General features: G+C 60.3%; 19 protein-coding genes. 5 read left to right on the plus strand and 14 right to left on the minus strand.

What is annotated here, in order from left to right; all coding sequences use genetic code 11:
• Positions 1-71 precede the first annotated feature (71 nt).
• Positions 72-3,506, plus strand: coding sequence for an O-linked N-acetylglucosamine transferase, SPINDLY family protein (locus tag ACYZUD_RS27180; protein WP_462020964.1), 3,435 nt, complete (start codon positions 72-74; stop codon positions 3,504-3,506).
• Between the two features lie 56 nt (positions 3,507-3,562).
• Here ACYZUD_RS27180 and ACYZUD_RS27185 read toward each other — a convergent pair whose 3' ends face one another.
• The 14 genes from ACYZUD_RS27185 to fliE form a co-directional block, all read right to left on the minus strand.
• Entirely contained in the window at positions 3,563-4,885 is a 1,323-nt protein-coding gene (locus tag ACYZUD_RS27185) for a UDP-glucose dehydrogenase family protein (RefSeq protein ID WP_462020965.1), read from the minus strand.
• Between the two features lie 6 nt (positions 4,886-4,891).
• Positions 4,892-5,584 (minus strand): RNA polymerase sigma factor FliA, encoded by a 693-nt coding sequence (locus ACYZUD_RS27190; RefSeq protein WP_462020966.1) that lies wholly within the window; start codon positions 5,582-5,584, stop codon positions 4,892-4,894.
• A 176-nt stretch (positions 5,585-5,760) separates the two neighbouring features.
• Positions 5,761-6,273, minus strand: a complete 513-nt coding sequence (locus ACYZUD_RS27195) for a hypothetical protein (protein ID WP_462020967.1) — start codon at positions 6,271-6,273, stop codon at positions 5,761-5,763.
• On the minus strand, positions 6,270-8,567 hold the full coding sequence (gene flhF / locus ACYZUD_RS27200) for a flagellar biosynthesis protein FlhF (protein WP_462020968.1): 2,298 nt from the start codon (positions 8,565-8,567) through the stop codon (positions 6,270-6,272). Before flhF ends, ACYZUD_RS27195 begins: the two co-directional genes overlap by 4 nt.
• On the minus strand, positions 8,564-10,657 hold the full coding sequence (gene flhA, locus ACYZUD_RS27205; protein WP_462020969.1) for a flagellar biosynthesis protein FlhA: 2,094 nt from the start codon (positions 10,655-10,657) through the stop codon (positions 8,564-8,566). The genes flhF and flhA overlap by 4 nt, the downstream gene beginning before the upstream one ends.
• Complete coding sequence (gene flhB / locus ACYZUD_RS27210; RefSeq protein ID WP_462020970.1) at positions 10,654-11,823, minus strand: flagellar biosynthesis protein FlhB; 1,170 nt, start codon at positions 11,821-11,823, stop codon at positions 10,654-10,656. Before flhB ends, flhA begins: the two co-directional genes overlap by 4 nt.
• A 104-nt stretch (positions 11,824-11,927) precedes the next feature.
• Positions 11,928-12,830 carry a flagellar motor protein MotB gene (gene motB, locus ACYZUD_RS27215; RefSeq protein ID WP_462020971.1) on the minus strand — a complete coding sequence of 301 codons (903 nt, stop codon included), beginning with the start codon at positions 12,828-12,830 and terminating at the stop codon, positions 11,928-11,930.
• Positions 12,831-12,832: 2 nt separating this feature from the next.
• Positions 12,833-13,705 carry a flagellar motor stator protein MotA gene (gene motA / locus ACYZUD_RS27220; protein WP_462020972.1) on the minus strand — a complete coding sequence of 291 codons (873 nt, stop codon included), beginning with the start codon at positions 13,703-13,705 and terminating at the stop codon, positions 12,833-12,835.
• Between the two features lie 191 nt (positions 13,706-13,896).
• The gene (flhC, locus tag ACYZUD_RS27225; RefSeq protein WP_462020973.1) at positions 13,897-14,463 is read right to left on the minus strand and encodes a flagellar transcriptional regulator FlhC; all 567 of its coding nucleotides are present in this window, start codon (positions 14,461-14,463) and stop codon (positions 13,897-13,899) included.
• 3 nt (positions 14,464-14,466) lie between these two features.
• Complete coding sequence (flhD, locus tag ACYZUD_RS27230; protein WP_462020974.1) at positions 14,467-14,802, minus strand: flagellar transcriptional regulator FlhD; 336 nt, start codon at positions 14,800-14,802, stop codon at positions 14,467-14,469.
• Between the two features lie 332 nt (positions 14,803-15,134).
• Positions 15,135-15,506, minus strand: a complete 372-nt coding sequence (locus tag ACYZUD_RS27235; protein WP_462020975.1) for a flagellar protein FliT — start codon at positions 15,504-15,506, stop codon at positions 15,135-15,137.
• Between the two features lie 2 nt (positions 15,507-15,508).
• Positions 15,509-15,910 carry a flagellar export chaperone FliS gene (gene fliS, locus ACYZUD_RS27240; RefSeq protein WP_462020976.1) on the minus strand — a complete coding sequence of 134 codons (402 nt, stop codon included), beginning with the start codon at positions 15,908-15,910 and terminating at the stop codon, positions 15,509-15,511.
• A 24-nt stretch (positions 15,911-15,934) separates the two neighbouring features.
• Positions 15,935-17,341 (minus strand): flagellar filament capping protein FliD, encoded by a 1,407-nt coding sequence (fliD, locus tag ACYZUD_RS27245; RefSeq protein ID WP_462020977.1) that lies wholly within the window; start codon positions 17,339-17,341, stop codon positions 15,935-15,937.
• A gap of 192 nt (positions 17,342-17,533) precedes the next feature.
• A complete protein-coding gene (fliE, locus tag ACYZUD_RS27250; RefSeq protein WP_462020978.1) occupies positions 17,534-17,854 on the minus strand; it encodes a flagellar hook-basal body complex protein FliE in 321 nt (106 codons plus the stop codon).
• Positions 17,855-18,114: 260 nt separating this feature from the next.
• Here fliE and fliF point away from each other — a divergent pair, with 260 nt between their 5' ends.
• The 4 genes from fliF to fliI are packed head-to-tail and all read left to right on the plus strand — an operon-like array spanning position 18,115 to position 22,948.
• Positions 18,115-19,854, plus strand: coding sequence for a flagellar basal-body MS-ring/collar protein FliF (gene fliF / locus ACYZUD_RS27255; protein WP_462020979.1), 1,740 nt, complete (start codon positions 18,115-18,117; stop codon positions 19,852-19,854).
• Complete coding sequence (gene fliG / locus ACYZUD_RS27260; RefSeq protein ID WP_462020980.1) at positions 19,847-20,845, plus strand: flagellar motor switch protein FliG; 999 nt, start codon at positions 19,847-19,849, stop codon at positions 20,843-20,845. The genes fliF and fliG overlap by 8 nt, the downstream gene beginning before the upstream one ends.
• A complete protein-coding gene (locus tag ACYZUD_RS27265; RefSeq protein WP_462020981.1) occupies positions 20,838-21,560 on the plus strand; it encodes a flagellar assembly protein FliH in 723 nt (240 codons plus the stop codon). The genes fliG and ACYZUD_RS27265 overlap by 8 nt, the downstream gene beginning before the upstream one ends.
• A complete protein-coding gene (fliI, locus tag ACYZUD_RS27270; RefSeq protein ID WP_462020982.1) occupies positions 21,557-22,948 on the plus strand; it encodes a flagellar protein export ATPase FliI in 1,392 nt (463 codons plus the stop codon). The genes ACYZUD_RS27265 and fliI overlap by 4 nt, the downstream gene beginning before the upstream one ends.
• Positions 22,949-22,959 lie beyond the last annotated feature (11 nt).

Below are 22,959 nucleotides of genomic sequence, written 5' to 3' on the forward strand. Positions count from 1 at the left end.
TCCGGGCTTTGCCGCTGTAGGTGCCGCGATAGCATTCAGGGCAGACCCTTCCTTCACAAGGCTGCCTTTCCATGCCCAAACCCCAGCGCCCCAGATCGCACCAGAAACCCCTCACCCCGGCGTCGAGCCGCGCCGCTGACGCTCGCGGGCTCACCCAGGCGCGACGGCTCAGCCAACAGCGTCCGCGCGACCCGCAAGTGTGGATAGACCTTGGTAATCTGGAGCTCAAAGCCGAGCCTGAACGCGCACTGGCCAGTTTCGAGCGAGCGCTGAGCCTATTGCCCGACGACCCACAAGCGTTGGAGCTGGTGGCCAAGGCGGCGCAAAAACTCGGTCAGGCAGATCGTGCCCGGGAGCTTGCCCTCAAGGCCTTGGGCATAAACCCTGATTTCCCTCCGGCCCATCATCGTCTGGCCACGCTCTACTTTGAGAAAGGCCAGTTCGCCCCCGCCCTGCAGCACATTCAGCAGGCGCTGGACAGTGTCCCTGATGACTGCCGTATGCTCTCCAGGAAAGGCTTGATCCTCAACCGGCTGGAGCGCCACGGCGACGCCATCGGGGTGTTCGACAAGCTGATCGAACGAGAGCCGGGGGATTACAGTCACTGGAACAACGCGGCCAACTTGTACAAGGACATCGGCCAGTTAGCCAAGGCCGACAAGTACTATCAAAAGGCAGTGTCGCTGGCCAGGCGCAAGGATGTGCTGCCGTACTCCAATCGCCTGACGTCGCTGCACTATGATCCTGACCGCAGCCGCGACTATATCTTCGAGGTCTGCAAGGAGTGGCAGTCACGCTTCGGTCCGAAATCCGTTCCCGCACGACCAGACGTGCAGGACCGTGCATTGAACCGCTGCCTGCGCATCGGTCTGGTGTCCGACGGTTTGCGCCAGCATCCGGTGGGCAACATGATTGTGGGTGTGCTGGAAAAATTGCCGCGTCATCAGTTTGAATTGTTCGCCTACAGCACCAGCCAGGTCAGCGATCATCTGACCCGGCGCATTCAAGCAACGGTTCATCAGTGGCTCGCGATCAAACACATGGACGAGCACACGCTGGCCCAGCGCATTCGTGATGACCGGATCGATATCCTGATCGACCTGTGCGGCCATAACGCCGGTAACCGCATGGGCGCCATGGCGCTGCAACCGGCACCGTTGCTGGTGAAGTGGGTGGGCGGGCTGATCAATACGACGGGGCTGGACGCGATCGATTATTTGCTCAGCGACAGTATCGAGTCGCCTGAAGGCGAGGATGCGTTCTACACCGAAAAACTCATCCGTCTGCCCGACGACTACATCTGTTACGACCCGCCGCCCTACACACCGGACATCAAGCCATTGCCGGCGCTGGAGAATGGCTTCATCACCTATGGGTGCTTCAATAACCCGACCAAGGTCAACGATGTCCTGCTGGTCCAGTGGGCCGAATTGATGCGGGCTACGCCGGATTCGCGCTTGCTGCTCAAGGGTGGGGCGTTCGGCAACAGTGAACTGCGCGAACATGTGCAGGCCGTAATGGCTGCCCAGGGAGTTGCGCCTGAACGTGTGCTGGTCGAAGGGCCGGTCGGCCACAAATCCTTGCTCGAGACCTACAACCGCGTCGATATCGCGCTTGACCCCTGGCCCTATTCCGGCGGACTGACGACCTGCGAGGCGTTGTTGATGGGCGTGCCGGTGGTCACGTTGCCCGGCCCGACATTCGCCGGGCGTCACTCGGCCACGCACTTGGTCAATGCCGGGCTGCCAGAGCTGGTGGTTAACAGTTGGGATGAATACCGTCAGCGCGTCATCGGCCTGACGGGGGACCTGAACAGTCTCTCCCGCATTCGCGGCCACCTGCGCGATGTGCTGATGCGTTCGCCGGTCTGCGACAGTCAGCGCTTTGCGAGCCATTTCAGCACGGCCATGCGGGCTATCTGGCAGCGCTATTGCGAGGGCAAACCTACTGCCGCATTGACGCTGAGCAAGGATGGGGGCGCCCGGTTCCAGGACGAAGCGGAGGCCGTGGACATCCAGCACCCGGTTGAGCCAGTCAAGGAGGAGGGCTTTAGTTTCAAGTTTCAGGGCAAGATCGTCACACTCGATCATGGCGCGACGCTGGTGGCTTCGGCGCAGTTTGTCGCGCTACAAAAGCTGGGCGCCTTCTCGACGATAGCGTTCGACCCGGCCAGTCGCATCGATAATGCCAGGCAATTGGCACAACTCGGCGAGCTGCATTATTACCCGCATGCGGCGCTGGGCAATGGCCAGGCGACTACCCTCTACGCGTGCCTCGATCCGACGATGACGGCGACGTTGGAGCCTCTAACCGCGCAACATCCGGGGACCGGTTCGAGCGTGCTGGCCAGGCTTGCGTTGCCAACCCTGAAGCTGGACGCGATCAACGGGTTGCAGTCCGTTGACTGGCTGGTGCTGGACAATCTGAACGACAGCCTGGCCGTTATTGAACACGGGCAACGTACGCTGACCGATACGCTGTTGGTGCAGGCGCGTGTCAATTTCGCGCCGACCCATCGCCAGCAGCCCGATGTGGGCCTGATCAGTCAAAGCCTTGCTCGCCTGGGTTTCAGCTTTTATCGGTTGAATAAGCTTCAACACGTCAGCCATCGGCCGCAGGGTGAGAGCCCTGATCAACTTCGGGCCTCGCCTCTGGTCTGTGCCGATGCCTTGTTTCTACCCGACTCGGCGCGCTTGGCGGCACTGTCGGACAACCAGCGGCTGAAGCTGGCGTTCATCCTGCACACGGTTTACGGCGCTCACGACGTCGCAACGCAACTCCTCAGTGAACTAAACAGCGGTTTGGCCGAGCAGTACCTCAAGCATTGTCAGAGCACGTCATCGGCCTCGAAACCCGGGTCAAACCAGGCCGAAACGCTTGCCGCTCGACAAGATGAAGACCTGCGGGCGCCGATGCAGGAACCCCAGGTGACATTCCCGGAAGAAGTCGCCGTTTACCTGAAGACGATCTATGCAGAGGCCTCGGTGATTCTGGAGTACGGCAGCGGTGGGTCGACAATCATTGCCGCCAGAATGCCGGACAAGTCGGTGATTTCGGTCGAGAACGACGCCCGCTGGGCCAAGGACATGCAGGCCTGGATTGCCAGCGCTTCGCTGCCATCGCCGCCGGTGATTTACCCGATCGATGTCGGCGAGACCGGTCAATGGGCGCGTCCGAAAAATGCCCGGGCCTGGAAAAAATTCCACACCTACCCGCTGAAGGTTTGGGATGAACCGTTCTTTGAACAACCGGATGTGATCCTGATCGACGGGCGTTTTCGGATTGCTTGCTTCGTGACTGCCTACCTGCGGGCGGCCAAACCGATGATCGTGCTGTTCGACGACTACCTCGACCGTCCTCACTATCACGTGGTCGAGCGGTTATTGGCACCGACCGAGTTCGTCGGTCGAATGGCGCGATTCGACCTGCGTCCTCTCGCCGAAATCCCCCGGTCAGAACTGACCTGGCTGGTCGCCAGTTATAACGAGGTGGCTTACGCCGAGTGAGAATCAGGCGCTGATGAGCTGAGCCGTGCGCGTCGGCGGGTAGGGACGCGCAGGGCTCAGGACCTGCCGATGGCCAAATAGGTCAAACCGGCTTGCGCCAATGCCTTCGGCTCGTACAGATTGCGCCCATCGATCACCACGGCCAACTTGAGTTGCTGTTTGAGCCAGGTGAAGTCGACGCTGCGAAAGGCTTTCCATTCCGTGCAGATGACCAGCGCATCGGCCCCCTTGACTGCCTGGATGCGATCCCCGGCCAGCAACAAGTCGTCTCGCTCACCGTAAAGGCGCCGACACTCCTGCATTGCTTCCGGGTCGTAGGCCTGCACTCTGGCGCCGGCCTTCCACAGGGATTCCATCAGGTCTCTGCTGGGGGCTGCGCGCATATCATCGGTATTGGGTTTGAACGCCAGTCCCCAGACGGCAATGGTTTTGTCCGCCAGCTGACCGTCCAGCGCCCGTTCAAGCTTTTTGAACAGGGTGGTTTTCTGTCGCTGGTTCACCGCTTCGACCGCCCTCAGCAGTTGCGGGTCGTAGCCCACTTCCTGGGCGGTGCGGTTCAGGGCTTGAATGTCCTTGGGGAAACACGAGCCGCCATAGCCGCAACCGGGGTAGATGAAGTCATAACCGATCCGTGGATCGCTGCCGATGCCATGACGGACTTCTTCGATATCCACGTCGAGGTATTCGGCGAGGTTGGCCATTTCATTCATGAAGCTGATTTTTGTCGCCAGCATGGCATTGGCGGCGTACTTGGTCAGTTCGGCGGCACGCAGGCTCATGAACATCAGCTTGTCGTGATTACGGTTGTAGGGCGCGTAGCACTCGCGCATGAGGGTTTTGACCTGCTCCGATGCGGTACCGATGATGATGCGCGCGCCACGGGTGAAGTCTTCGATGGCGGCGCCTTCCTTCATAAACTCCGGATTGGAGCAGACATCGAACGACAGCTGTACACCGCGATCGGCCAGTACCTTGCGAATGGTCTCCTGGACTTTTTCCCCGGTGCCCACCGGGACAGTCGATTTATCGACGACCACTTTGTAGCCCTGCATGTGCTGGCCGATGGTGTGTGCGACGGCCAGGACGTATTGCAGGTCGGCACTGCCGTCTTCGTCGGCCGGGGTACCCACGGCAATGAACAGCAGGTCGGCGAAGGTGACGGCTTGCGCGGCATCGGTGGAGAAGAGCAGGCGCCCGGCCTGAATGGTGGTGTGGATCAGCGTGCTCAGGCCGGGCTCGTGAATCGGTATTTCACCGCCCTGCAGCCGTTCGATGCGTTGCGGGTCGATGTCCATGCACATCACTTGATGGCCGACATCGGCCAGGCACGCGCTTGCCACAAGACCCACATAACCGGAACCGAACACACTGATTTTCATGTGTCGTTATTCCGTCATGCTGGCGCGCAGCCGGGCAATGGCCTGGCTGTGCAACTGACAGGCGCGCGACTCGCTGACTTCCAGCACCAGGCCAATCTCGCGCAGGTTGAGTTTTTCGTGATGACACAGCGCGAGCAGCAGTCGTTCCCGTGCAGGAAGGGCGTCAATGGCGCGCATGAGTTGGGCGCGGTTGCGATCATTAACCAGTTCGGCAAAGGGGGTGAGGTGCCGGGAACTGATCGCATCGATATGCTCTTCGCCGACATCGTCGATGGGCAGCATTTGACTGCCATTGGTGTCATTGAGCACCTGATGGTATTCAGCCAGCGTCAGGCCCATCGCGGAAGCGACTTCGCGTTCTTTGGCCGGTCGCCCCAGGCTTTGTTCCACGCGGTGCATGGCATCCTCCAGCGCACGTGCATTGCGCCGCACGCTGCGGGGTACCCAGTCACGGGTGCGCAGTTCATCGATCATCGCGCCACGGATACGTTGCGAGGCGAAGGTGCCGAACGTCGCCCCGACACTAAAGTCATATCGGGTCATGGCATCGAGCAAGCCGATGCTGCCGGCCTGAATCAAATCGTCCAGCTCGATATTGGCTGGCAGCCGGGTTTTCAGACCTAGTGCTTGCCGCCGGACCAAGGGTAGGTACTGCTGGAGCACTTCCTGCTGGTTCATCTTGCCCTGTGCCGTATACATCGTGCGCGCCTGCGAAAGACAAAAAATGGCAATGAGGCATCCGCACAGTTGGAAGCCGCGTGACGCCTGGAGTCGTATGGTGAGGATTATTACTGCTCCCCCGAGCCCCTTAAGCGCGGAACAGCCATGCGCTACACGACATGTTCCCCGCTTAGCGGCGGCGAATGACGAATGGCTCAGTCACTGATTTCATCAATGAGCAACAACCGAACGCCGAGATAACGGTGGGCGGCCTCTCGCAAGTTGTTGAGCAGGCCCTGCCGGGAAAAACCGGCGTGCAGCGCCAGCACGTGGTCGGGACCGCCTTGTTCGCTGAGTTGGCGCAAGGTCTGGAAGGCTCGGCGGAAGGCGTCAAGGTCGCTGTCGATCCACAGCCCCCAGCGCGGTTGTTGGCGAGTCAGGGTTTGCAGGTCGCGATGATTGTTATCCACAGGGCACACACGCCAGCGGGCGGGGTGGCCGATCCATTGATGGCCTTGCTGATGCCAGCGCTCCAGAGTTTTATGCGCCGGGCCTGCCGCCTGCATTGGGCCGAACAGGATCAGTGTGCGATCCGGCGCGGGCGGCGATAACGGGGCGACTTCGTGGGCGGTGGCGGTGGGATAAGTCTTGTTTTGTTCGGCCCAGCGGCGCAGGCCGGCAGCCTGATCCAGTGTGTCCACCGCCGGCCGCGTACCCGAGTCGTTCATGTGAAGGTGCTGTTCTGAGTGCTGCCCATGCGTGTAAAGGCATCGCTGACGGTCAGCAGATGCAGCAAACCTTCAAGAATGCCCGAAGCATGACCGGCCCGCTTTTCAGGCAACAGCCCCAGCAGTTGTGCGCGAGCCTGGAAGGCCCAGTCATCGCTGGCATTGGTCAGTCGCACGGCGGTCGCGGCCAGTCCGCTCGCCAGGTATAAGCGCAGTTCGGCATGCAGGTGCGGCTGAATGTCGACCAATAGCGCCCAGCCACGCCCGGTGAGCTTTGCCAGTTCGTCGTGTTTCAGCTGCAGGATGAGGTCGGCCACCTGATCCTTCAACGCGCCTTGTGTGTTTTCCCCTGCCAGCCACGTGCGTTGCCCCAGGCACTGGCCGCTATGGCTGTCATGCAGCGTACCGAACCAGGCACGCAGGGGGGCTTGAGTCGAGCCCTTGAGCGTGACCGGTAGATGACTCAGGTTCAGACGCACGTTACGGTTGCGGTAGCGCAGTTCACGAACGCCGAAGTCTTCGCCGTGTGGGGTCAGTGTGCCGAGGCGCTGATGTTCGCCTTGATACATGACGCGCTGGCTGCCCTTGACTGCGCTCTGCCACGACTGGCCGTTGTTATGCAGCGCATCGAGGGTGGCGCCGCTCGGGCAGGTTGCCCACACATGACGGTGCGTCGGCCAGCGAGGCTGACACCAACTCAGGCGTGGCTGCGGGCCAATCGGCATGCGATGCGTCAGCCAGGGGCGGGCCTTCAATTGACCGGCGTTGTCCGCCGTCAACAAGGGCATGCGCCATGAGGCTCCGGCCGCCGGGTGCGGCGCTCCCCACAACAGCAGACCGTTCGGGCTGGCCGGCACCCAACGCTCCTGCACGCTCAGGAACGCAGCCCAGCGCTGGTGTTGCACCGCTTGGGGCATGCCCACCAAGGGCCAGACATCGAGCAACTGCTCAAAGCCCTCGATCCGATGGATCAGGCTGTCGCGCAAGGTCGAGACCGTCCGGCTCTGACCCAGTAAACCGCGTACCAGCGCATCCAGTCGCTGGGCCGTCGAGGCACTCGGTTTTGCGGCAAACAGGGAAGGGCGCGAGACATCCAGTGCCTGTTGCAGGAAGGTCGAGGCCGCGGGGAGTTGCAAGTCTTCAGGGACTTGCTGGCCGACGGACAGGTAGTTCAGCCGCAGACCGTGACGAATCACGGTATCCAGTGCCGGGCCCAGCCGTGCGGCTTCATCGCATTTGCTGATGATGCAGTCATCCAGTGGGCAGCCGGCCGCCTGCGCGGCATCACGATAGGTGTGCACCACTTCTTCGAGGGTATCGCCATGGCTGGCCGCGTTGATTACCAGCATCAGGCGCAACGCTCGGCCGCTGGAACCCAGTTGATTGATTTGCGTCAGCAGGCGTTGGTCACGCTGGCTCATGCCCACGGTGTCGATGATCACCAGTCGCTTGTCAGCCAGTTTGGCCAGCAACGGGCCGAGCGCCGCCGCAGGCCCCAGGGTGTGCAGGTCGACACCCAGCAGTTGGGCATAGATTTTCAGCTGTTCGTGGGCGCCGATACGGAAACTGTCGGTGGTGACCAGGGCGACCTGGCTGGCGCCATGACGCATGACATAACGCGCCGCCAGTTTGGCGGTCGTGGTGGTTTTGCCGACCCCGGTCGGCCCCACCAGGGCAATGATGCTCGCGTGGTCGAACAACTCGGCCTCATCGCCAAGCTGGTTCAATTGACTGTCCAGTTTTTGCGTCAGCCAGGCGTGCAACCTTGCGGATGTGGCGTCGGGCCCGTGGAGTTGCGGCGGTGTCGTGCCGAGCAACTCCTCGCTCAGACGTGCGCTGAAACCTGCATCGAGCAGCCATTGGATTAGTTGAGGTCGGCCACTCTGGTCGCTGACTGCCCGTTCTGCCTGGCGATCGATAAGCTGGCGCATGTCCTGGATTTCGTTCAGCAGACGTTCACTTAGCGCGGTGAAATCCAGGGCGGTTGCGGGCGTCGGGGGCGCCGCAACCGGTGTATCGACAGGCTCGGGGCGTGTCGAAAATGGGCTGATCTGGTGGGCGTAAGCGGCCGCGGCGTGGTGAAGGCTGACTGGCACTGGGCCGTCGTCTGATTCCGTCGGGGTGGCAAGGTGCGGCGCGACAGCTTGCGCGGGTGCGTCTTCGGCCAGCGCCATGATCTCGACGCCTTCGTCAGTCATGCGACTCGACAGGATCAGGGCCTCTTCACCCAGGACGAGACGCACCTGATTCATGGCCTCGCGACTGTTGGCACCGATAAATCGTTGAGCACTCACTTAGGTGTTCCTCCGATCACGTTAATCATTCGAAGTGTGCGGTCATCTGGTACTTCGCTCAGTGAGATCACCGTCAACTGACGCAGGCGTCGGCGCAAGAAACGCGACAGCACCGGGCGCAGCTTGTTCGGCACCACCAACACGGGCGGCTCGGTGCTGACTTCCTGGCGTTTGAGGGCCAGTGAGGTTTGTTGCATCAGGTTGTCCGCCAGACTGGGTTCCAGTGACCCGCCATTGCCGACGGCCTGCATCAGCACCTGTTCAAGGTTGAAGTCCAGCCCGATGACTTTCAGTTCGGATTTGTTGGCAAACAACTGATTGACGATCGAGCGACCCAAGGCGATGCGCACGACGGCCGTCAGCTCCTGAACATCGGGTGGTTGTTGCACACCGCCATGTTCGGCCAGGGCATCGAGAATGGTGCGCATGTCACGGATCGAGACGTTTTCTTCCAGCAGGTTCTGCAGCACCCGTTGCAATACCGTCAGCGACACCAGCTTGGGCACGACTTCGTCGATCAGGCCTTTGCTGTCGGGACCGAGCTTGTCCAGAAGCTTCTGGACTTCACCGCGCCCCAGCATGTCTTTGGCGTGCTGATGCAACAGATGGTTGAGGTGGGTGGCTGTCACGGTGCTGGCGTCGACCACGGTGTAGCCATAAATCTGCCCGTGCTCGCGCAGGTTCGGATCGATCCAGATGGCCGGTAAACCAAACGCCGGGTCCACCGCTTCCGTGCCTTCAAGTTCGTTGGTGACCTTGCCGGGATTGATCGCCAGCCACTTGCCGGGAAAGACTTCGCCACGGCCGATCTCGACGCCTTTGAGGCTGATGATGTAGGTGTTGGGAGACAACTCCAGCTTGTCGCGCACATGCACCACGGGCGGCAGAAACCCCACGTCCTGGGCGAACTTTTTGCGCAGGCTTTTGATGCGGGTGATCAGCTCGCCTTGTTGGCGCGCATCCACCAATTGAATCAGCCGGTGGCCGACGCGCAAGCTCAGCGTGTCCACCAGTTGCACATCATCCCAGGAGGCTTCGGAGCTTTGTGATGCCGATTTGGGCAGCAGGGTCTGGGTGGCACTTTCTTGCGGCAGCTCCTCTTGTCGGGAGAACCACCAGCCCAGCCCGCCCAACAGGCCGGTGAGAATCAGAAACACCAGGTTCGGCATGCCCGGTACCAGCCCGAGCAATCCCATCACGCCCGCCGTCATCATCAGCACCTTGGGCCGACTGAACAGCTGGCCCATCATCTGCTGGCCAACGTCTTGTTCGGTATTGACCCGCGACACCGTGACACCGGCGGCAATCGAGATCACCAGGCCAGGAATCTGCGCCACCAGACCGTCGCCGATGGTCAGCATGGTGTACGTGTGGGCGGCGTCGGCGAAGGCCATGTCGTGTTGCAGGATGCCGATGGCCAGGCCGCCAATGATGCAGACGCCCATGATGACCAAACCGGCCACGGCGTCGCCTCGCACGAACTTGCTGGCACCGTCCATGGAACCGAAGAAATCGGCTTCCTGGGCGACTTCCTTGCGGCGTTGACGGGCTTGCGGTTCGCCGATCAGGCCGGCGTTCAGGTCGGCATCGATCGCCATCTGCTTGCCGGGCATCGAGTCCAGCGTAAAGCGCGCGCCGACTTCGGCGATTCGTCCGGCACCCTTGGTGATCACCATGAAGTTGATGGTCACCAGAATCAGGAACAGCGCCAGACCCACGGCAAAGTTGCCGCCCACCAGAAACTCGCCGAAGGCCTCAATGACCTTCCCGGCGGCGTCGGTGCCGGTGTGGCCCTCCATCAGAATCACCCGCGTCGAGGCCACGTTGAGTGACAGGCGCAGCAACGTGGTGAACAGCAGCACGGAGGGAAACGCCGAGAAATCCAGTGGTTTCTCCGTGAGCATGCTGACCATCAACACCATGATCGCCAGCGCGATGTTGAAGGTGAACAGCAAGTCCAGAATAAACGTCGGCAGCGGCAGGATCATCATCGACAGGATGAGAACGATCAGCACGGGCCCGGTCATGATCTTCAGGTCGGTTCTGGCCAGCCAGGAGTCAGGGCCGAGTAAATCGGTCATTCCTTTCATTCGTTCTGTTCATCCTCAGGTTTAGCGTTACGCGGGCCACGCTGGTCCATACCCGGCGGCACGGACAGGTTCACCGGGGTCGGTGGCACGTCACCGCCATGCTCACTGACGCGCTTGAGGCGTATGGCCCAGGCCACGACTTCCGCGACAACGGTGTACAGCTCAATGGGAATTTCACGGTCGAGATCGACGTGGAAGTAAAGGGCACGGGCCAGTGGCGGAGCTTCGAGCACGGGCAAGTGATGTTCCCGTGCAATGTCGCGAATACGCAGCGCCACATCATCCGCCCCTTTGGCGACCACTCGGGGAGCGCCGTTCCGATCCTTCTGATAAGACAGGGCAACGGCAAAATGGCTGGGGTTGGTGACGATGACGTCGGCCTTGGGCACCTTGCTCATCATGCGTCGCCGGGCGCGAGCCTGTTGCAGCTGACGAATCCGCGCCTTGATATGCGGGTCGCCATCAGCGTTTTTGTGTTCCTGGCGCTGCTCTTCCTTGGACATGCGCAGGTTCTTCGCGTAAGTCCACAACTGATAAGGCGCGTCCATGCCAACCACGATAATCAAGGCGGCCACGCACATTGCGCAGGATTTGGCGGTTAACCCCATGACCGCTGTCAGGGCTTGCTGCACCGGCATTTGCGGCAAGGCCAGCAGCTGGCCGATGTGCGCTTTGAGGAAGAAATAGACCACCGTACCGATTAGCGTTGCCTTGGCGATGGCTTTCGCCAACTCAACCAGCACCTGCACGGAAAAAAGCCGCGCCAGCCCGCTGATCGGGTTAACCCGTGAAAACTGCGGACGCACCGCCGCCAGGGTAATCACCAATCCGCCCAGCAGCGCCGGGGCGGCCAGGGCTGCGAGGGTCATCAGGGCGAAGAATGGGATCAAGGCGAACAGCGCGATCTGGCTCAATGACCAGAGTCCACTGAGCATGCGTGCCGTGTCGAACAGTTGGGCCCGGTCGAACAGCAACGCCTGCTCCATGACCTGTCCCAGGCTGTCATACAGCTTGCCCCCCATGATCCACAGCCCGCCGATGCCGGCCAGCAACATGACGAAGGTGTTCATTTCACGAGACCGGGCGACCTGACCCTGTTCACGGGCCTTCTCTATTCGTCGCGGCGTCGCCGCTTCGGTCTTGTCCTCTCTGCTGGTCTCGGCCATGGCTCTCCGGGCGCCTGCGGCGACCCCGCGCGACATGTCAAAGGTCGTTATTGTGCGCAGCAGCCAAGAGTACTGATCGTGGAAACACCACGCACAATCGAGCGCTAATGTCGGGTTTGTTCCGCCGGTTTGCTTGTGGAGGGCTCGGGAGTTGTCGGCTCCGGCACTTCCAATGGGCCGTATTCGTCCTGAGACAGAATCTTCTGCGCAACTCGGCTGTCCAGAACGATGATTTCGATCCTGCGGTTGGCGGCGTCATAGGGGCCGGCGCCGTGGAAGCGAATGCGATCGGACATGCCTGAGACACGCAATAGCTTGTCCGAGTCCAGGCCGCCGGCGACCAGTTCCTGGCGAGAGGCTTTGGCGCGGTCGGCGGACAAGTCCCAGTTGTTGTAGCCGGCCTCACCGCCTGGATATGGGTGACTGTCGGTATGTCCGCTGATTTGAATACGGTTGGGCAGTTCGTTGAGCACCGGCGCGAAGGTCCTCAGAAGTTTGCGTAAATACGGCGCGACATTGGCGCTGCCCAGTTCAAACATCGGGCGTTTGTCGGTGTCGAGCAATTGCACGCGCAAACCTTCCGGGCTCAGCTCAATAGAGATCTGTTGCTTGAGCTCCCTCAGTTGTGGATCGCGTTCCACCGCGCTTTCCAGCCGATGCTTGAGTGACTCCAGATGACGACGCTCCTCGCTGGACAGGCGTTGTGGGCGTTGATCCCTCCGGGCTCGCTCGCCTTCAGAGAAGCGTTGGTCGGGGCCTCCGCCGGGAATGGCGCTGGTGCTTGCCGAGTTTCGATCCCCTTTGCTCATGGCGACCAGCAACGGCGTACTGAAGTATTCGGCAATCGCTTCCTTATCGCTTTTGCTGGCGTTGGACAGTACCCACAACACCAGGAACAGCGCCATGAGGGCGGTCATGAAGTCGGCGAAGGCAATTTTCCAGGCGCCGCCATGGTGCCCGTGAGCGGCCTTTTTCTTGCGTCGTATGATGATCGGTTGATCATTCATACTCATTCGAGCCCAGGCTGGCTGTTACCGCCACGCACATAGCTTTCCAGCTCCAGTGCGCCGGGTCTTTCGCTGGTGTGCAGGGCCTTGCGACCGAACTCCACCGCTAATTGTGGAGGCATGCCTTGCACGCTCGCCAACAGCGTGACGCGGATACACTGCAACATCTTGGCGGATTCGGCGGCCTGTCGATCGATACGACTGGCCAATGGCGCAACCAGGCCGTAGGCCAGGTAAATCCCGAGGAAGGTTCCGACCAGGGCATGAGCAATCATCTGCCCCATCAAATCCGGACCGACGTCGACTGCACTCAGGGCTTTGACCACCCCCATGACGGCCGCGACGATACCGAAGGCCGGCAAGGCATCGCTGACTTTGTACAGGGCGTCGGCGGGCAAATGGGCTTCGTGTTCGAACTCTTCGATTTCGTGCAGCATCAGTTCGTCGAGTTCATGGGCCTGCATCGCACTACTGACCAACAGGCGCAGGTAATCGGTAATGAAATGGATGATCATCGGGTCGGAGACCAGCCGTGGATACTGGGCAAAAATCGGGCTCTGATCGGGCTCGTCGATATCCCGTTCCAGGGACAGCATGCCTTCACGTCGTGCTTTGCTCAGCAAGGCGTACATCATTGCCATCAGTTCCAAATACAATGTTTTGTCGTACTTGGCGCTGCGCTTAAATCGCGAGACCGCGTTGAGCGTGGCCCTGATCGCCTTGCCGTTATTCGCGGCGATGAATGCACCGATACCGGCCCCTCCAATCATCAGCAGCTCGGTCGGTTGATACAGTGGGCCGAGGCTGCCACCGGACAGGACGAAGCCACCGAACACCGACAAAAGTACAACGATAAGCCCTAATGCGATGAGCACGTGGTCGTTCCTTAAATTTAAGAAATAGATGACCCGCTGGATATCGGCAGAGGTATCGAAAACTTGAAATTATTTCTTTCGGGGCGAGCGATGGGGAGGGGGCGAGGTGAAAAGGGGTAAGCCCGATCCGTCGGATTTACCCGCTCTTTTGGCGTGAGGTGAGGGCGTTGGTGCGCAACGCTGTGATCGTTTTACGCCTTGCGTACGGGCGGCAGACTGTCGAGTAGCTGGGCGTCGAGGTCTCGACGTTTCAGGGTTTTGCCGGCGCGCGAAGGCGGTTGGCAAATGCCGCAGACGTAGTGTTGCGTTGGCGCATGAGAATGGGCGACGAACTCGCCAGAGCAGCACGAGCAACGGATCAGCTCAAGCATGTCGCTTTCAAAAAAACGCACGAGGGTCCAGGCCCGGGTAAGGCCGAGTACCAGTTCCCCTTCTTGATCACCCACCTGCTCCAGATACAGGCGATAGGCTTTGACGAAGGCATCGATCCGGTATCCGCCGATTTCGATCATGCTGCGATACATGCCGTAGAACAGGGACGAGTGGATGTTCGGTAACCATGTCACGAACCAGTCGGTGGAGAAGGGCAGCATGCCCTTGGGGGGGGAGGCTCCTCGAACTTCTTTATACAGGCGGATCAGTCGACCCCGGCTGAGCGAGGTCTCGGTTTCCAGCACCTGCAGTCGCGCACCCAGTTCAATCAGTTCGATTGCCAGTTGCACCTGCTGCATTTCGGTAACCAGGCTTTTTTCTGACATGGATCAGCCTTCCCCGATTCGCATATCGCCTGAGCGATCGGCGGCGGCCATCAGCAGTGCAGAATGAATTTCCACCATGCCCAGTTCGCGAGAGTTGCCCAGGACCTTGGACAAACGGTCTGTCTCTTCGAAAACGGGGCGACAAATCAATTGATTGACCCGGGCTAGCTGGGTCATTTGCTTGCTGCTCAGTTTGGTTAGCAGGTCCGCCATTTTTTCGCTGAGTTTCAGGCGGAAAATGGCGATCTCCCGATCTTTACGCAACAGGTTTTGGGCCAGTAATAAATAGGAAAGATTCAGGTCCTGGATGTCTTCAAGCTCAGTGTTGGTATTTGGCAACTTCTACCCTCCCGATGGGTACTACAGTTCGGCGCGCCTTGGCGGCGTGACCTCTGGCAGACAGGTGCCGCAAATCGACAAGTACGTAAAACAGGGTGCTGTTGCTTTGCAGGCAAGCACCCTGTCGCATCTTTTTTATTCGGTTATTCACACGCTCGACCATCCGCTCGCAGGTCGTGAATACCGGTTTTTAATTTTTTCTAAAGTATCAATTGAAACGTACGATAACCGACTGAGGCAGACTATTTGTTATCTTTTGTCAGGGTTCTTTCGCACCTAAAAGATAATTTCACATCAATGTGTCGTGACTTGATGCGGCTTGTACGTGCCTGTTATTTTTTTCGATACAAATAGCGGCTGATTGGTATCACGCTGTTGGTTGATACCCGGTAAGCCGTGTTCAGATCGCTCTTTCGACGATTGATCTGCATGAGCTCACCCAAGTCATTCTGGCGGGCATGCAAGAACGAATTGACCTGTTCTTCCAGCATCAGGATTTGGCTGATGAGTTCAAACTTGTGTTGCTGGCCGGCATCGTCAAGGTCGACTTGATCTTCGGCACGACGCAAGTAGGCCGCATCGATCAGCCCTTGGGATTTTAAGGCGAAGATGCCATCCCAGTCGGATTTTTCTGCACATTCGAGTATGCGTTGTGATTGTTCGAGCAGGTGTTCATAAGCGGCGATCAATTGTGCTTGCATCATGTCTACCGCTCTTCCTCGATGTGCGAACCAATGGCTAGCCAGGCTGCGGCGACACTCTCCAGCAACTCGGCGGCAGTGGTGAGCGCTGTTTCGTCATTGTTGAGATTTGCCCGAAGCAACACACGAACAACGTAGTCGTAGAGCTGATCAAGTTGCACGGCAATGTCGCCTCCTTTTTCGAGATCCAGCGAGGCGCGCAACCCCTTACTGACAATATTGATTGCCTTGGTAATGGCCTTGCCTTTTTCGGCGATGTTGCCGGCCTGCAGATGCAGGCGTGCGACACGAATCGACGTCTGGTAGCTGTCGAACAGCATCACGATCCGTTGGTGGGGAGAGGCCGCCAAAATGCCGCTTTCTACGCCCACCTTGGCGTAAGCATTCGCGTCTCGAATGGAACTCATCTAATTTGCTCCGCAGTAGGGTCGTCAATCATCGCTGTTAAGTGCATCAAACTGGGTCGTCAGATAATCAGCAGTTGAGTTCAATGACGATATCAAGGTATCGAGTTGGGTGAACTCTTCTGTCCAGCGAGCCATTTCGGAGTCGATGAGCGCCTGTTTCTCTTCATAACGCTCCTCAAGTTCCTCCAGTTTGGATTCCAGGCTGTCGGTTTTGGCGACGATCAGGCCGTCATCTTCGTCCAGATAGTTGTCCAGATCGGTCGACATCTGGGTAATAAAGCCTGTGGTGTCATCGGTGCCGATAAAGAACTCCGAGACAGCATCAATGTCGTCTTCGAGCGCAGTCGTAAGGGCGTCTTCATCAATCAGCAAGGTGCCATCGACTTCCAGGGAAATACCCAGCTGCGACAGGTAGCTGTAAGTCCCGCTCCCGATAGCGCTGTAGAGATCGCTACTCAATTCACTGCTGATTCGCCGGGTGGTCGAGTCTCCCAGCAGTTCACCTGCCGTATCCGCATCCGCGTCATAGGAGGTCAACTCATCCACGGTCGTGATGTAATCGTTGTAGGCATCGACGAAAGCGGTAATGGCATCGAGTATCGCGTCGGTGTCCTGGGCAATCGTCAGGGTTTGCGAGCTGCCGACGGCGGACAGGTTCAGGGTGACCCCCTGCAAGGCATCTTCGACGGTATTGCTTTGGCTGCTGATGGCGATGCCGTTGATCGTGAGTTCAGCGTCCAGGGCTTCGGCCGTCTCGGTCATGTTGCCGGTGGTGCCGTCGTAGCCAAGCAGGCTCGACGCTTCGTCGGTGCTGTCCGTGCCGGTGTAGGTCACGGTCATTGCTGATTCGGTTCCGGTGCTGTCGGATGTCAGCACCAGGCGGTACGGGGTGTCGCTGCCGTCATTGACGATCGAGGCAGTCACGCCGGCATCGGCCGCGTTGATTGCGTCGCGGATACCTTCCAGTGTGTTGTTACTGCTGTCGAGGGTGATCGATACCGCATCTTCCGTACCCACTTGCAGGGTCAGTGTGCCGGTGCCCAGAGCGGTGGTCTTGTCCGCGATGCCATCGGTGGTGAGGCTTTGTGCCTGGGCCAGTTGTGTCACTTCCAGCGTATAGGTGCCGGCCTCGGCTTCGCTGGTGGTTGCCGCCGTCACACCGCTGCCGGACAGGGTCGTAGTCAATGACTCGTAAAGGCTCTCATCGGCCAGGGCTTCAACCGCTGATTGCAGGGTGGTCAGGGCACTCGTCAAGGTACCGTAGGCCGATATTTCGGCCTCCACCGAGTCCTCTTGTGCGGTGATCGGGTCCAGCAGGCTGGTCTCTTTCGAGTCTTCCAGGCTTTCCAGAATGCTGTCCAGATCCAGCCCGGAGCCGACGCCCAGGGAGGTGATGGTTGCGGTCGAACTGGTGGAGGTGGTCGTTGCCATGTGCGTGCCTGTCCTGGTTTGTGCCTGGCCTTGCTCGTTGAGCAAGGTGCTGTGTTCACACTCAAAGGGGTGCGTTTGAACGCAACATCGGCAACCGGCAAACCCGACTTTAGGGCTTGCTCGCCGTTTTCAACGATCTCATCAACAAGGCTGCCGAGCGCCGTGCCACGAAACCCGCCAGGCACCGCGGCTTCAGACCTGCATGGCCATCACGTCTTTGTAGGCGGTGAGCAGGCGATTGCGCACTTGCACACCCATCTGAAAGGCCACGCTGGCTTTCTGCGAGTCCGCCATCACGTCACTGAGCGACACCGCTGCACTGCCCGTCTGGAAGGCGTTGGATTGGCTGCTGGCGGTTTGTTGCAGTTGGTTGATGCGCTGCAGCGAAGCCTGCAGTTCACCGGCGAAACCACTGGCGGGCCCGCTGCTGAAGCTATGTGTGTTCGCGCCTTCGGCCTGCTCGGCGAGGAGCGTCAGTTGCTGCAAGGCGTTGGTAAGGGCGGACGAATTCATGGCGCGAGACCCGTATGTTGCGATTAGGCCAGCAGATTACCAAGCCTGCCGGCCTGCACATTCGCTCAATTGACCACAAAACCGACGGCTTTTCCGGCCTTTAGCTTCCGCCCTTTTCGCCAGAATGAAGTCCTGCCGGCCGTCCCGATTCGCTGCGGTACCCCTGGGTGCCGCCTGAAACAGGAGGCTGATCGACTACTACTGCTACCGGACTCTGCAATGTCTTTCGTACAGGCCCTATCCTCGCTATCGAGGTGTTCGTGAGTACCGCAGTCCTGGCCAAAGGCGCGCAAAAAAACCTTCCGACCCGTGCTCCGGCCAGGCCGTTGGAGGCGTTGTCGACGCTGTTTCGCAGTCAGCCCCTGTTGCCCTTGCTGTTGGCGGGCGCGGTGGTCATTGCGATCGTCGTGGCACTGCTGCTGTGGGCGCGCGAACCGGAGTATCGCGTGCTGTTTTCCGGTCTCAGTGAAGCGGACGGCGGGCAAATCATCGGTGAGCTGGACAAGCGCGCCATTCCTTATCGGCTGGGCGAGGGTGGCAACACCATCATGGTGCCCAGCGACAAGATGAACGCGTTACGCCTGCAACTCGCCGAGCAAGGGTTACCCAAGGGGGGCAGCATTGGTTTCGAGTTGCTGGACAAGCAGGCCTTCGGTGTCAGTCAGTTTGCCGAGCATTTGAATTATCAGCGCGGCCTTGAAGGCGAGTTGTCTCGCACCATCGAGTCCTTGGGACCGGTGGCCAAGGCGCGTGTTCATCTGGTCATGGCCAAGCAGTCGGTGTTTGTTCGCGACCGCGAAGCGGCGCGCGCGTCTGTCGTGTTGACCCTGCAACCCGGTCGAGAGCTGGGGCAGAGTCAGGCCAACGCGATTGTGCATCTGGTGACCTCCAGCGTGCCGGAGCTGAACGTCGATGCCGTCACCGTGGTGGATCAGAACGGTCGCCTGTTGTCGCAGACCCGCGGTGACAACCCGGGCCTGGATGGCTCGCAGCTCAGTTATGTGCGTGAGGTCGAGCGCTCCTACCAGCGGCGCATCGAAGACATCCTGACGCCGCTGCTGGGCAATCAGAACGTTCATGCGCAGGTGGTCGCGCAGATCGATTTTTCCAGCCGCGAAAGTACCGCCGAACGTTACGCCCCCAATCAGGACCCCAATGAGGCGGCGGTGCGCAGCAAGCAGACGTCCGAGCATGTGCTGGAGGGCGACGACGCCGGTCGAGGCGTTCCCGGGGCGCTGACCAACTCGCCACCCAACACCCCCGCGCCGACGCGCGCCACCGCACCAACGCCCGCTGCCAACGCCACGAACACGACAGCCGCCAACGCGGCCAACGCAGCCGACACCAAGGGCGGCAAGAACGAAAAGTCGCTGCAGAGCGAGCGGATGATCAACTACGAAGTCGACCGCAATGTCGAGCACGTCAAATCGAGCCTGGGCAACATCCAGCGCCTGACGACGGCGGTGGTGGTCAACTATCGCACGGTGCTCAAGGACGGCACGCCGACCCCTGAGCCCCTGAGCAAGGACGAACTGGAGAACATCAACAACCTGGTTCGCCAGGCCATGGGCTTCACGGAAAGTCGGGGCGATGCGCTGCAAGTGATCAACAGCCCGTTTGTTGAAACAGACGTCGCCGTGGTCGAGCCGGCGTGGTGGAAAACCCCCGAGGCGTACAACCTGCTGATGAGCGCCATGCGCTATCTGTTGGTCGGCTTTGCCGCGCTGACGCTGTGGTGGCTGGTGCTCAGACCGATGCAACGGCGCAATGGCGACATGAACCGGTCGGCGCTGGCGAGCGTGTCTGAGCCGGGGACGGCACTGGTCCCGACGGCCATGGGCACCGCTGTCATGGTCGCCGGCCAGGACCCTGCGCCGCACGCCCTGCCACGCAAGTCGGCCGTGTATGAGCAGAACATGCAGAGCTTGCAGCAGATCGCTGCCGAAGACCCGAGACTGGTCGCCATGATCGTGCGCGGATGGATGAAGAAAAATGACTAACAAAATGAGCGGGTCTCGCCGTAGCGCCATCCTGCTGCTGTCGCTCGATGCCGACAGCGCGGCCGAAGTGTTCAAATTCCTGCCGAGCACGGATGTCGAAGCCATCAGCATGGAGATGGCGCGTCTGAGCCAGGTGTCCCATGAGGAAATGCGCCAGGTCCTTGAAGAGTTCATGGACGAGACCGATCAATATGCGGCCATCAATATCCAGACCAGTGATCATATTCGCGCGGTCTTGACCAAGGCCCTGGGCAGCGAACGCGCGGCCAGTCTGATCGACGATATTCTGGAGAGCACCAACACCGGTTCCGGCATCGACAAGCTGAACCTGATGGAAGCGTCGATGGTGGCCGAGATGATTCGTGACGAGCATCCACAGATCATCGCGACCATCCTCGTGCATCTGGAGCGCCATCAGGCTTCCGACATTCTCCAGTTGCTGCCTGACCGTCTGCGCAACGACATCATTCTGCGGATCGCGACCTTCAGTGGCGTGCAGCCGGTGGCGTTGCAGGAACTGACGGAAGTGCTGGGCGTCATGCTCGATGGCCAAAGCCTCAAACGCAGCAAAATGGGCGGCGTCAGAACGGCGGCGGAAATCCTCAACCTGATGAGTTCCACGCACGAAGAGTTGGCCATCGAAACCGTGCGCCAGCACAACGAAGACCTGGCGCAGAAGATCCTCGACGAGATGTTCCTGTTCGAAAACCTCATCGAGGTGGACGATCGCGGCATTCAGACGCTGCTTCAGCAGGTCGAACACAACTCGCTGGCGATTGCCCTCAAAGGCGCACCGCCGGCCTTGCTCGAGCGCTTCCTCAACAACATGTCGCAACGCGCCGCGCAATTGTTCCGTGAGGACATGGAGGCGCGCGGACCGATCCGCATGTCGCAGATCGAGTCTGAACAGAAGGCCATTCTGCAGGTGGTTCGACGCTTGTCCGACAGCGGTGAAATCGTGACAGCACGCGGTAATGACGCTTATGTCTGAGTCCTCTCGCGCACCGGACAGCGACCGTTGGCAACCCTGGCAAATGGACCCGTTGGGCAGCAATGAATTGCCTGCCCATGATCCGGACCTGAGCCATCGGGAACGGCTGCGCAAGCAAGCCTTTCAGCACCGGCTGGAAATGCAGGTGCTGCGCGAAAAGACCCTCAGCGAGGCGCAGCAGGTCGGCCATGCGCAAGGGGTGGAACAGGGGTATGCCCAAGGCCTGAGCGAAGGTCGCCAGGCCGCCGCCGTGGAGTTGCAGCAGCAGGTTGTACAGACATTGCAACCGCTACTGGAGCTGTGCCGGAACTTCGATCAGGCGCTCAAGCAAATGGATGGGCATATTGCCCGCCAACTGACCCGGATCGCGCTTGACGCCGCGCAGCAATTGGCAGGAGAAGCCCTGACCGCCCAACCGGAGCAGGTGATCACCATTGTGCAGAAAATGCTCAACAGCGACCCCGAGCTGACCGGCAAGCCGCGCCTGTGGCTGAACCCCGATGACTTGCAGTTGGTTCAAAGCAGCCTTGGCGAGCAGATTGATGCGGCGGGTTGGGCCTTGCATGCCGATCCGACGATGTTGTCTGGCGGCTGTCGAGTGGTCAGCGCCAGCGGCGAGTTGGACGCCACGCGCCAGTCACGCCTGGGGATGCTGAATCGCAGCACCGCGCGGGTGCTGGAGGATGCCGTGGCGATCCTCGGCGAGCAGCCATGATCCCGGGCAACCTGCATGTCGAGCGCTGGAGCGGCGTGCTGGACACGTTTCAGGGTGAGCCGCTGAGGGTGGCGGACTACCTGCGCAGCGGGCGCATCACCCGCGCCACCGGCATGGTGCTGGAGGCGGTGGGCCTGCGCCTGCCGTTGGGCGGTGCCTGCCGCATCGAGCTGGCGACGCACAGTCACGCACGCCCGACCCCCGCTTATGCCGAGGCCGAGGTGGTCGGTTTTGCGGGAGAAATCCTGTACCTGATGCCACTGGAAGAAATCCAGGGCCTGCAACCGGGTGCGCGGGTCTTTGCCTCGGACGACGGCCTGACGGGCGCGGCCGGCGGTCGTTATTTTCCGCTGGGCCTGTCGCTGCTCGGCCGGGTGCTGGACAGCAGCGGGCAGCCGCTGGACGGCAGGGGACCGTTGTTGGGTGCCCATCACGCCAGTTTGCACACGCAGCCGCTCAACCCCCTCAAGCGTGCCCCGATCGATCGTCAGATCGATGTCGGCATCCGCGCCATCAATGCTTTGCTGTGTGTCGGTCGTGGCCAGCGCCTGGGGCTGTTTGCCGGTTCCGGCGTCGGCAAATCGGTGCTGCTCGGCATGATGGCCCGCTACACCCGGGCCGACGTCATCGTGGTCGGATTGATCGGCGAGCGGGGTAGGGAAGTGCAGGATTTCATCGACAACATCCTGGGTGAAGAAGGCTTGCGCCGTTCTGTGGTCGTTGCGGCGCCGGCCGATACGTCGCCGCTGCAACGTTTGCAGGGCGCGGCGTACGCGACGCGCCTGGCCGAGGATTTTCGCGATCAGGGCAAGGACGTTCTGCTGATCATGGATTCGTTGACCCGCTACGCCATGGCTCAGCGCGAAATCGCGTTGGCCGTGGGTGAGCCGCCAGCGACCAAGGGCTATCCGCCATCCGTGTTTGCCAAGCTGCCCAAGCTCGTCGAGCGTACCGGCAATGGTCCGCCCGGCGGCGGGTCGATCACGGCGTTTTATACGGTGCTCAGCGAGGGCGACGATCAGCAGGATCCGATCGCCGATGCGGCGCGGGCGATCCTGGATGGGCACATTGTCCTGTCGCGTCATCTGGCCGAAAGCGGGCATTACCCGGCCATTGATATCGAAGCCTCGATCAGCCGGGCGATGACCGCCATCGTCAGTGAATCGCAGCAGCGCAAGGCGCAACAGCTCAAGCAGACCTTGTCCCGTTACCAGCGCAATCGCGACCTGATCAGTGTCGGTGCCTACGCGCCGGGACACGATGCCCAGCTCGACCGCGCCGTCGGTTTGTACCCGCACATCGAGCGGTTTCTGCAACAACGCATCAATGATCGCGCCAGCGTGGAAGAGACCCTGTCCGGGCTCAACCTCTTGTTCCCTGGCAAATAACTTTTTTCTTG

The sequence above is a fragment of the Pseudomonas sp. XS1P51 genome, assembly GCF_054897845.1.

Coding starts and splice junctions, on each gene's coding strand:
- ACYZUD_RS27180 (WP_462020964.1), top strand. CDS start 72: ATGCCCAAACCCCAGCGCCCCAGATCGCACCAGAAACCCCTCACCCCG.
- ACYZUD_RS27185 (WP_462020965.1), bottom strand. CDS start 4,885: ATGAAAATCAGTGTGTTCGGTTCCGGTTATGTGGGTCTTGTGGCAAGC.
- ACYZUD_RS27190 (WP_462020966.1), bottom strand. CDS start 5,584: ATGTATACGGCACAGGGCAAGATGAACCAGCAGGAAGTGCTCCAGCAG.
- ACYZUD_RS27195 (WP_462020967.1), bottom strand. CDS start 6,273: ATGAACGACTCGGGTACGCGGCCGGCGGTGGACACACTGGATCAGGCT.
- flhA (WP_462020969.1), bottom strand. CDS start 10,657: ATGAAAGGAATGACCGATTTACTCGGCCCTGACTCCTGGCTGGCCAGA.
- flhB (WP_462020970.1), bottom strand. CDS start 11,823: ATGGCCGAGACCAGCAGAGAGGACAAGACCGAAGCGGCGACGCCGCGA.
- motB (WP_462020971.1), bottom strand. CDS start 12,830: ATGAATGATCAACCGATCATCATACGACGCAAGAAAAAGGCCGCTCAC.
- flhC (WP_462020973.1), bottom strand. CDS start 14,463: ATGTCAGAAAAAAGCCTGGTTACCGAAATGCAGCAGGTGCAACTGGCA.
- ACYZUD_RS27235 (WP_462020975.1), bottom strand. CDS start 15,506: ATGATGCAAGCACAATTGATCGCCGCTTATGAACACCTGCTCGAACAA.
- fliS (WP_462020976.1), bottom strand. CDS start 15,910: ATGAGTTCCATTCGAGACGCGAATGCTTACGCCAAGGTGGGCGTAGAA.
- fliD (WP_462020977.1), bottom strand. CDS start 17,341: ATGGCAACGACCACCTCCACCAGTTCGACCGCAACCATCACCTCCCTG.
- fliE (WP_462020978.1), bottom strand. CDS start 17,854: ATGAATTCGTCCGCCCTTACCAACGCCTTGCAGCAACTGACGCTCCTC.
- fliG (WP_462020980.1), top strand. CDS start 19,847: ATGACTAACAAAATGAGCGGGTCTCGCCGTAGCGCCATCCTGCTGCTG.
- ACYZUD_RS27265 (WP_462020981.1), top strand. CDS start 20,838: ATGTCTGAGTCCTCTCGCGCACCGGACAGCGACCGTTGGCAACCCTGG.
- fliI (WP_462020982.1), top strand. CDS start 21,557: ATGATCCCGGGCAACCTGCATGTCGAGCGCTGGAGCGGCGTGCTGGAC.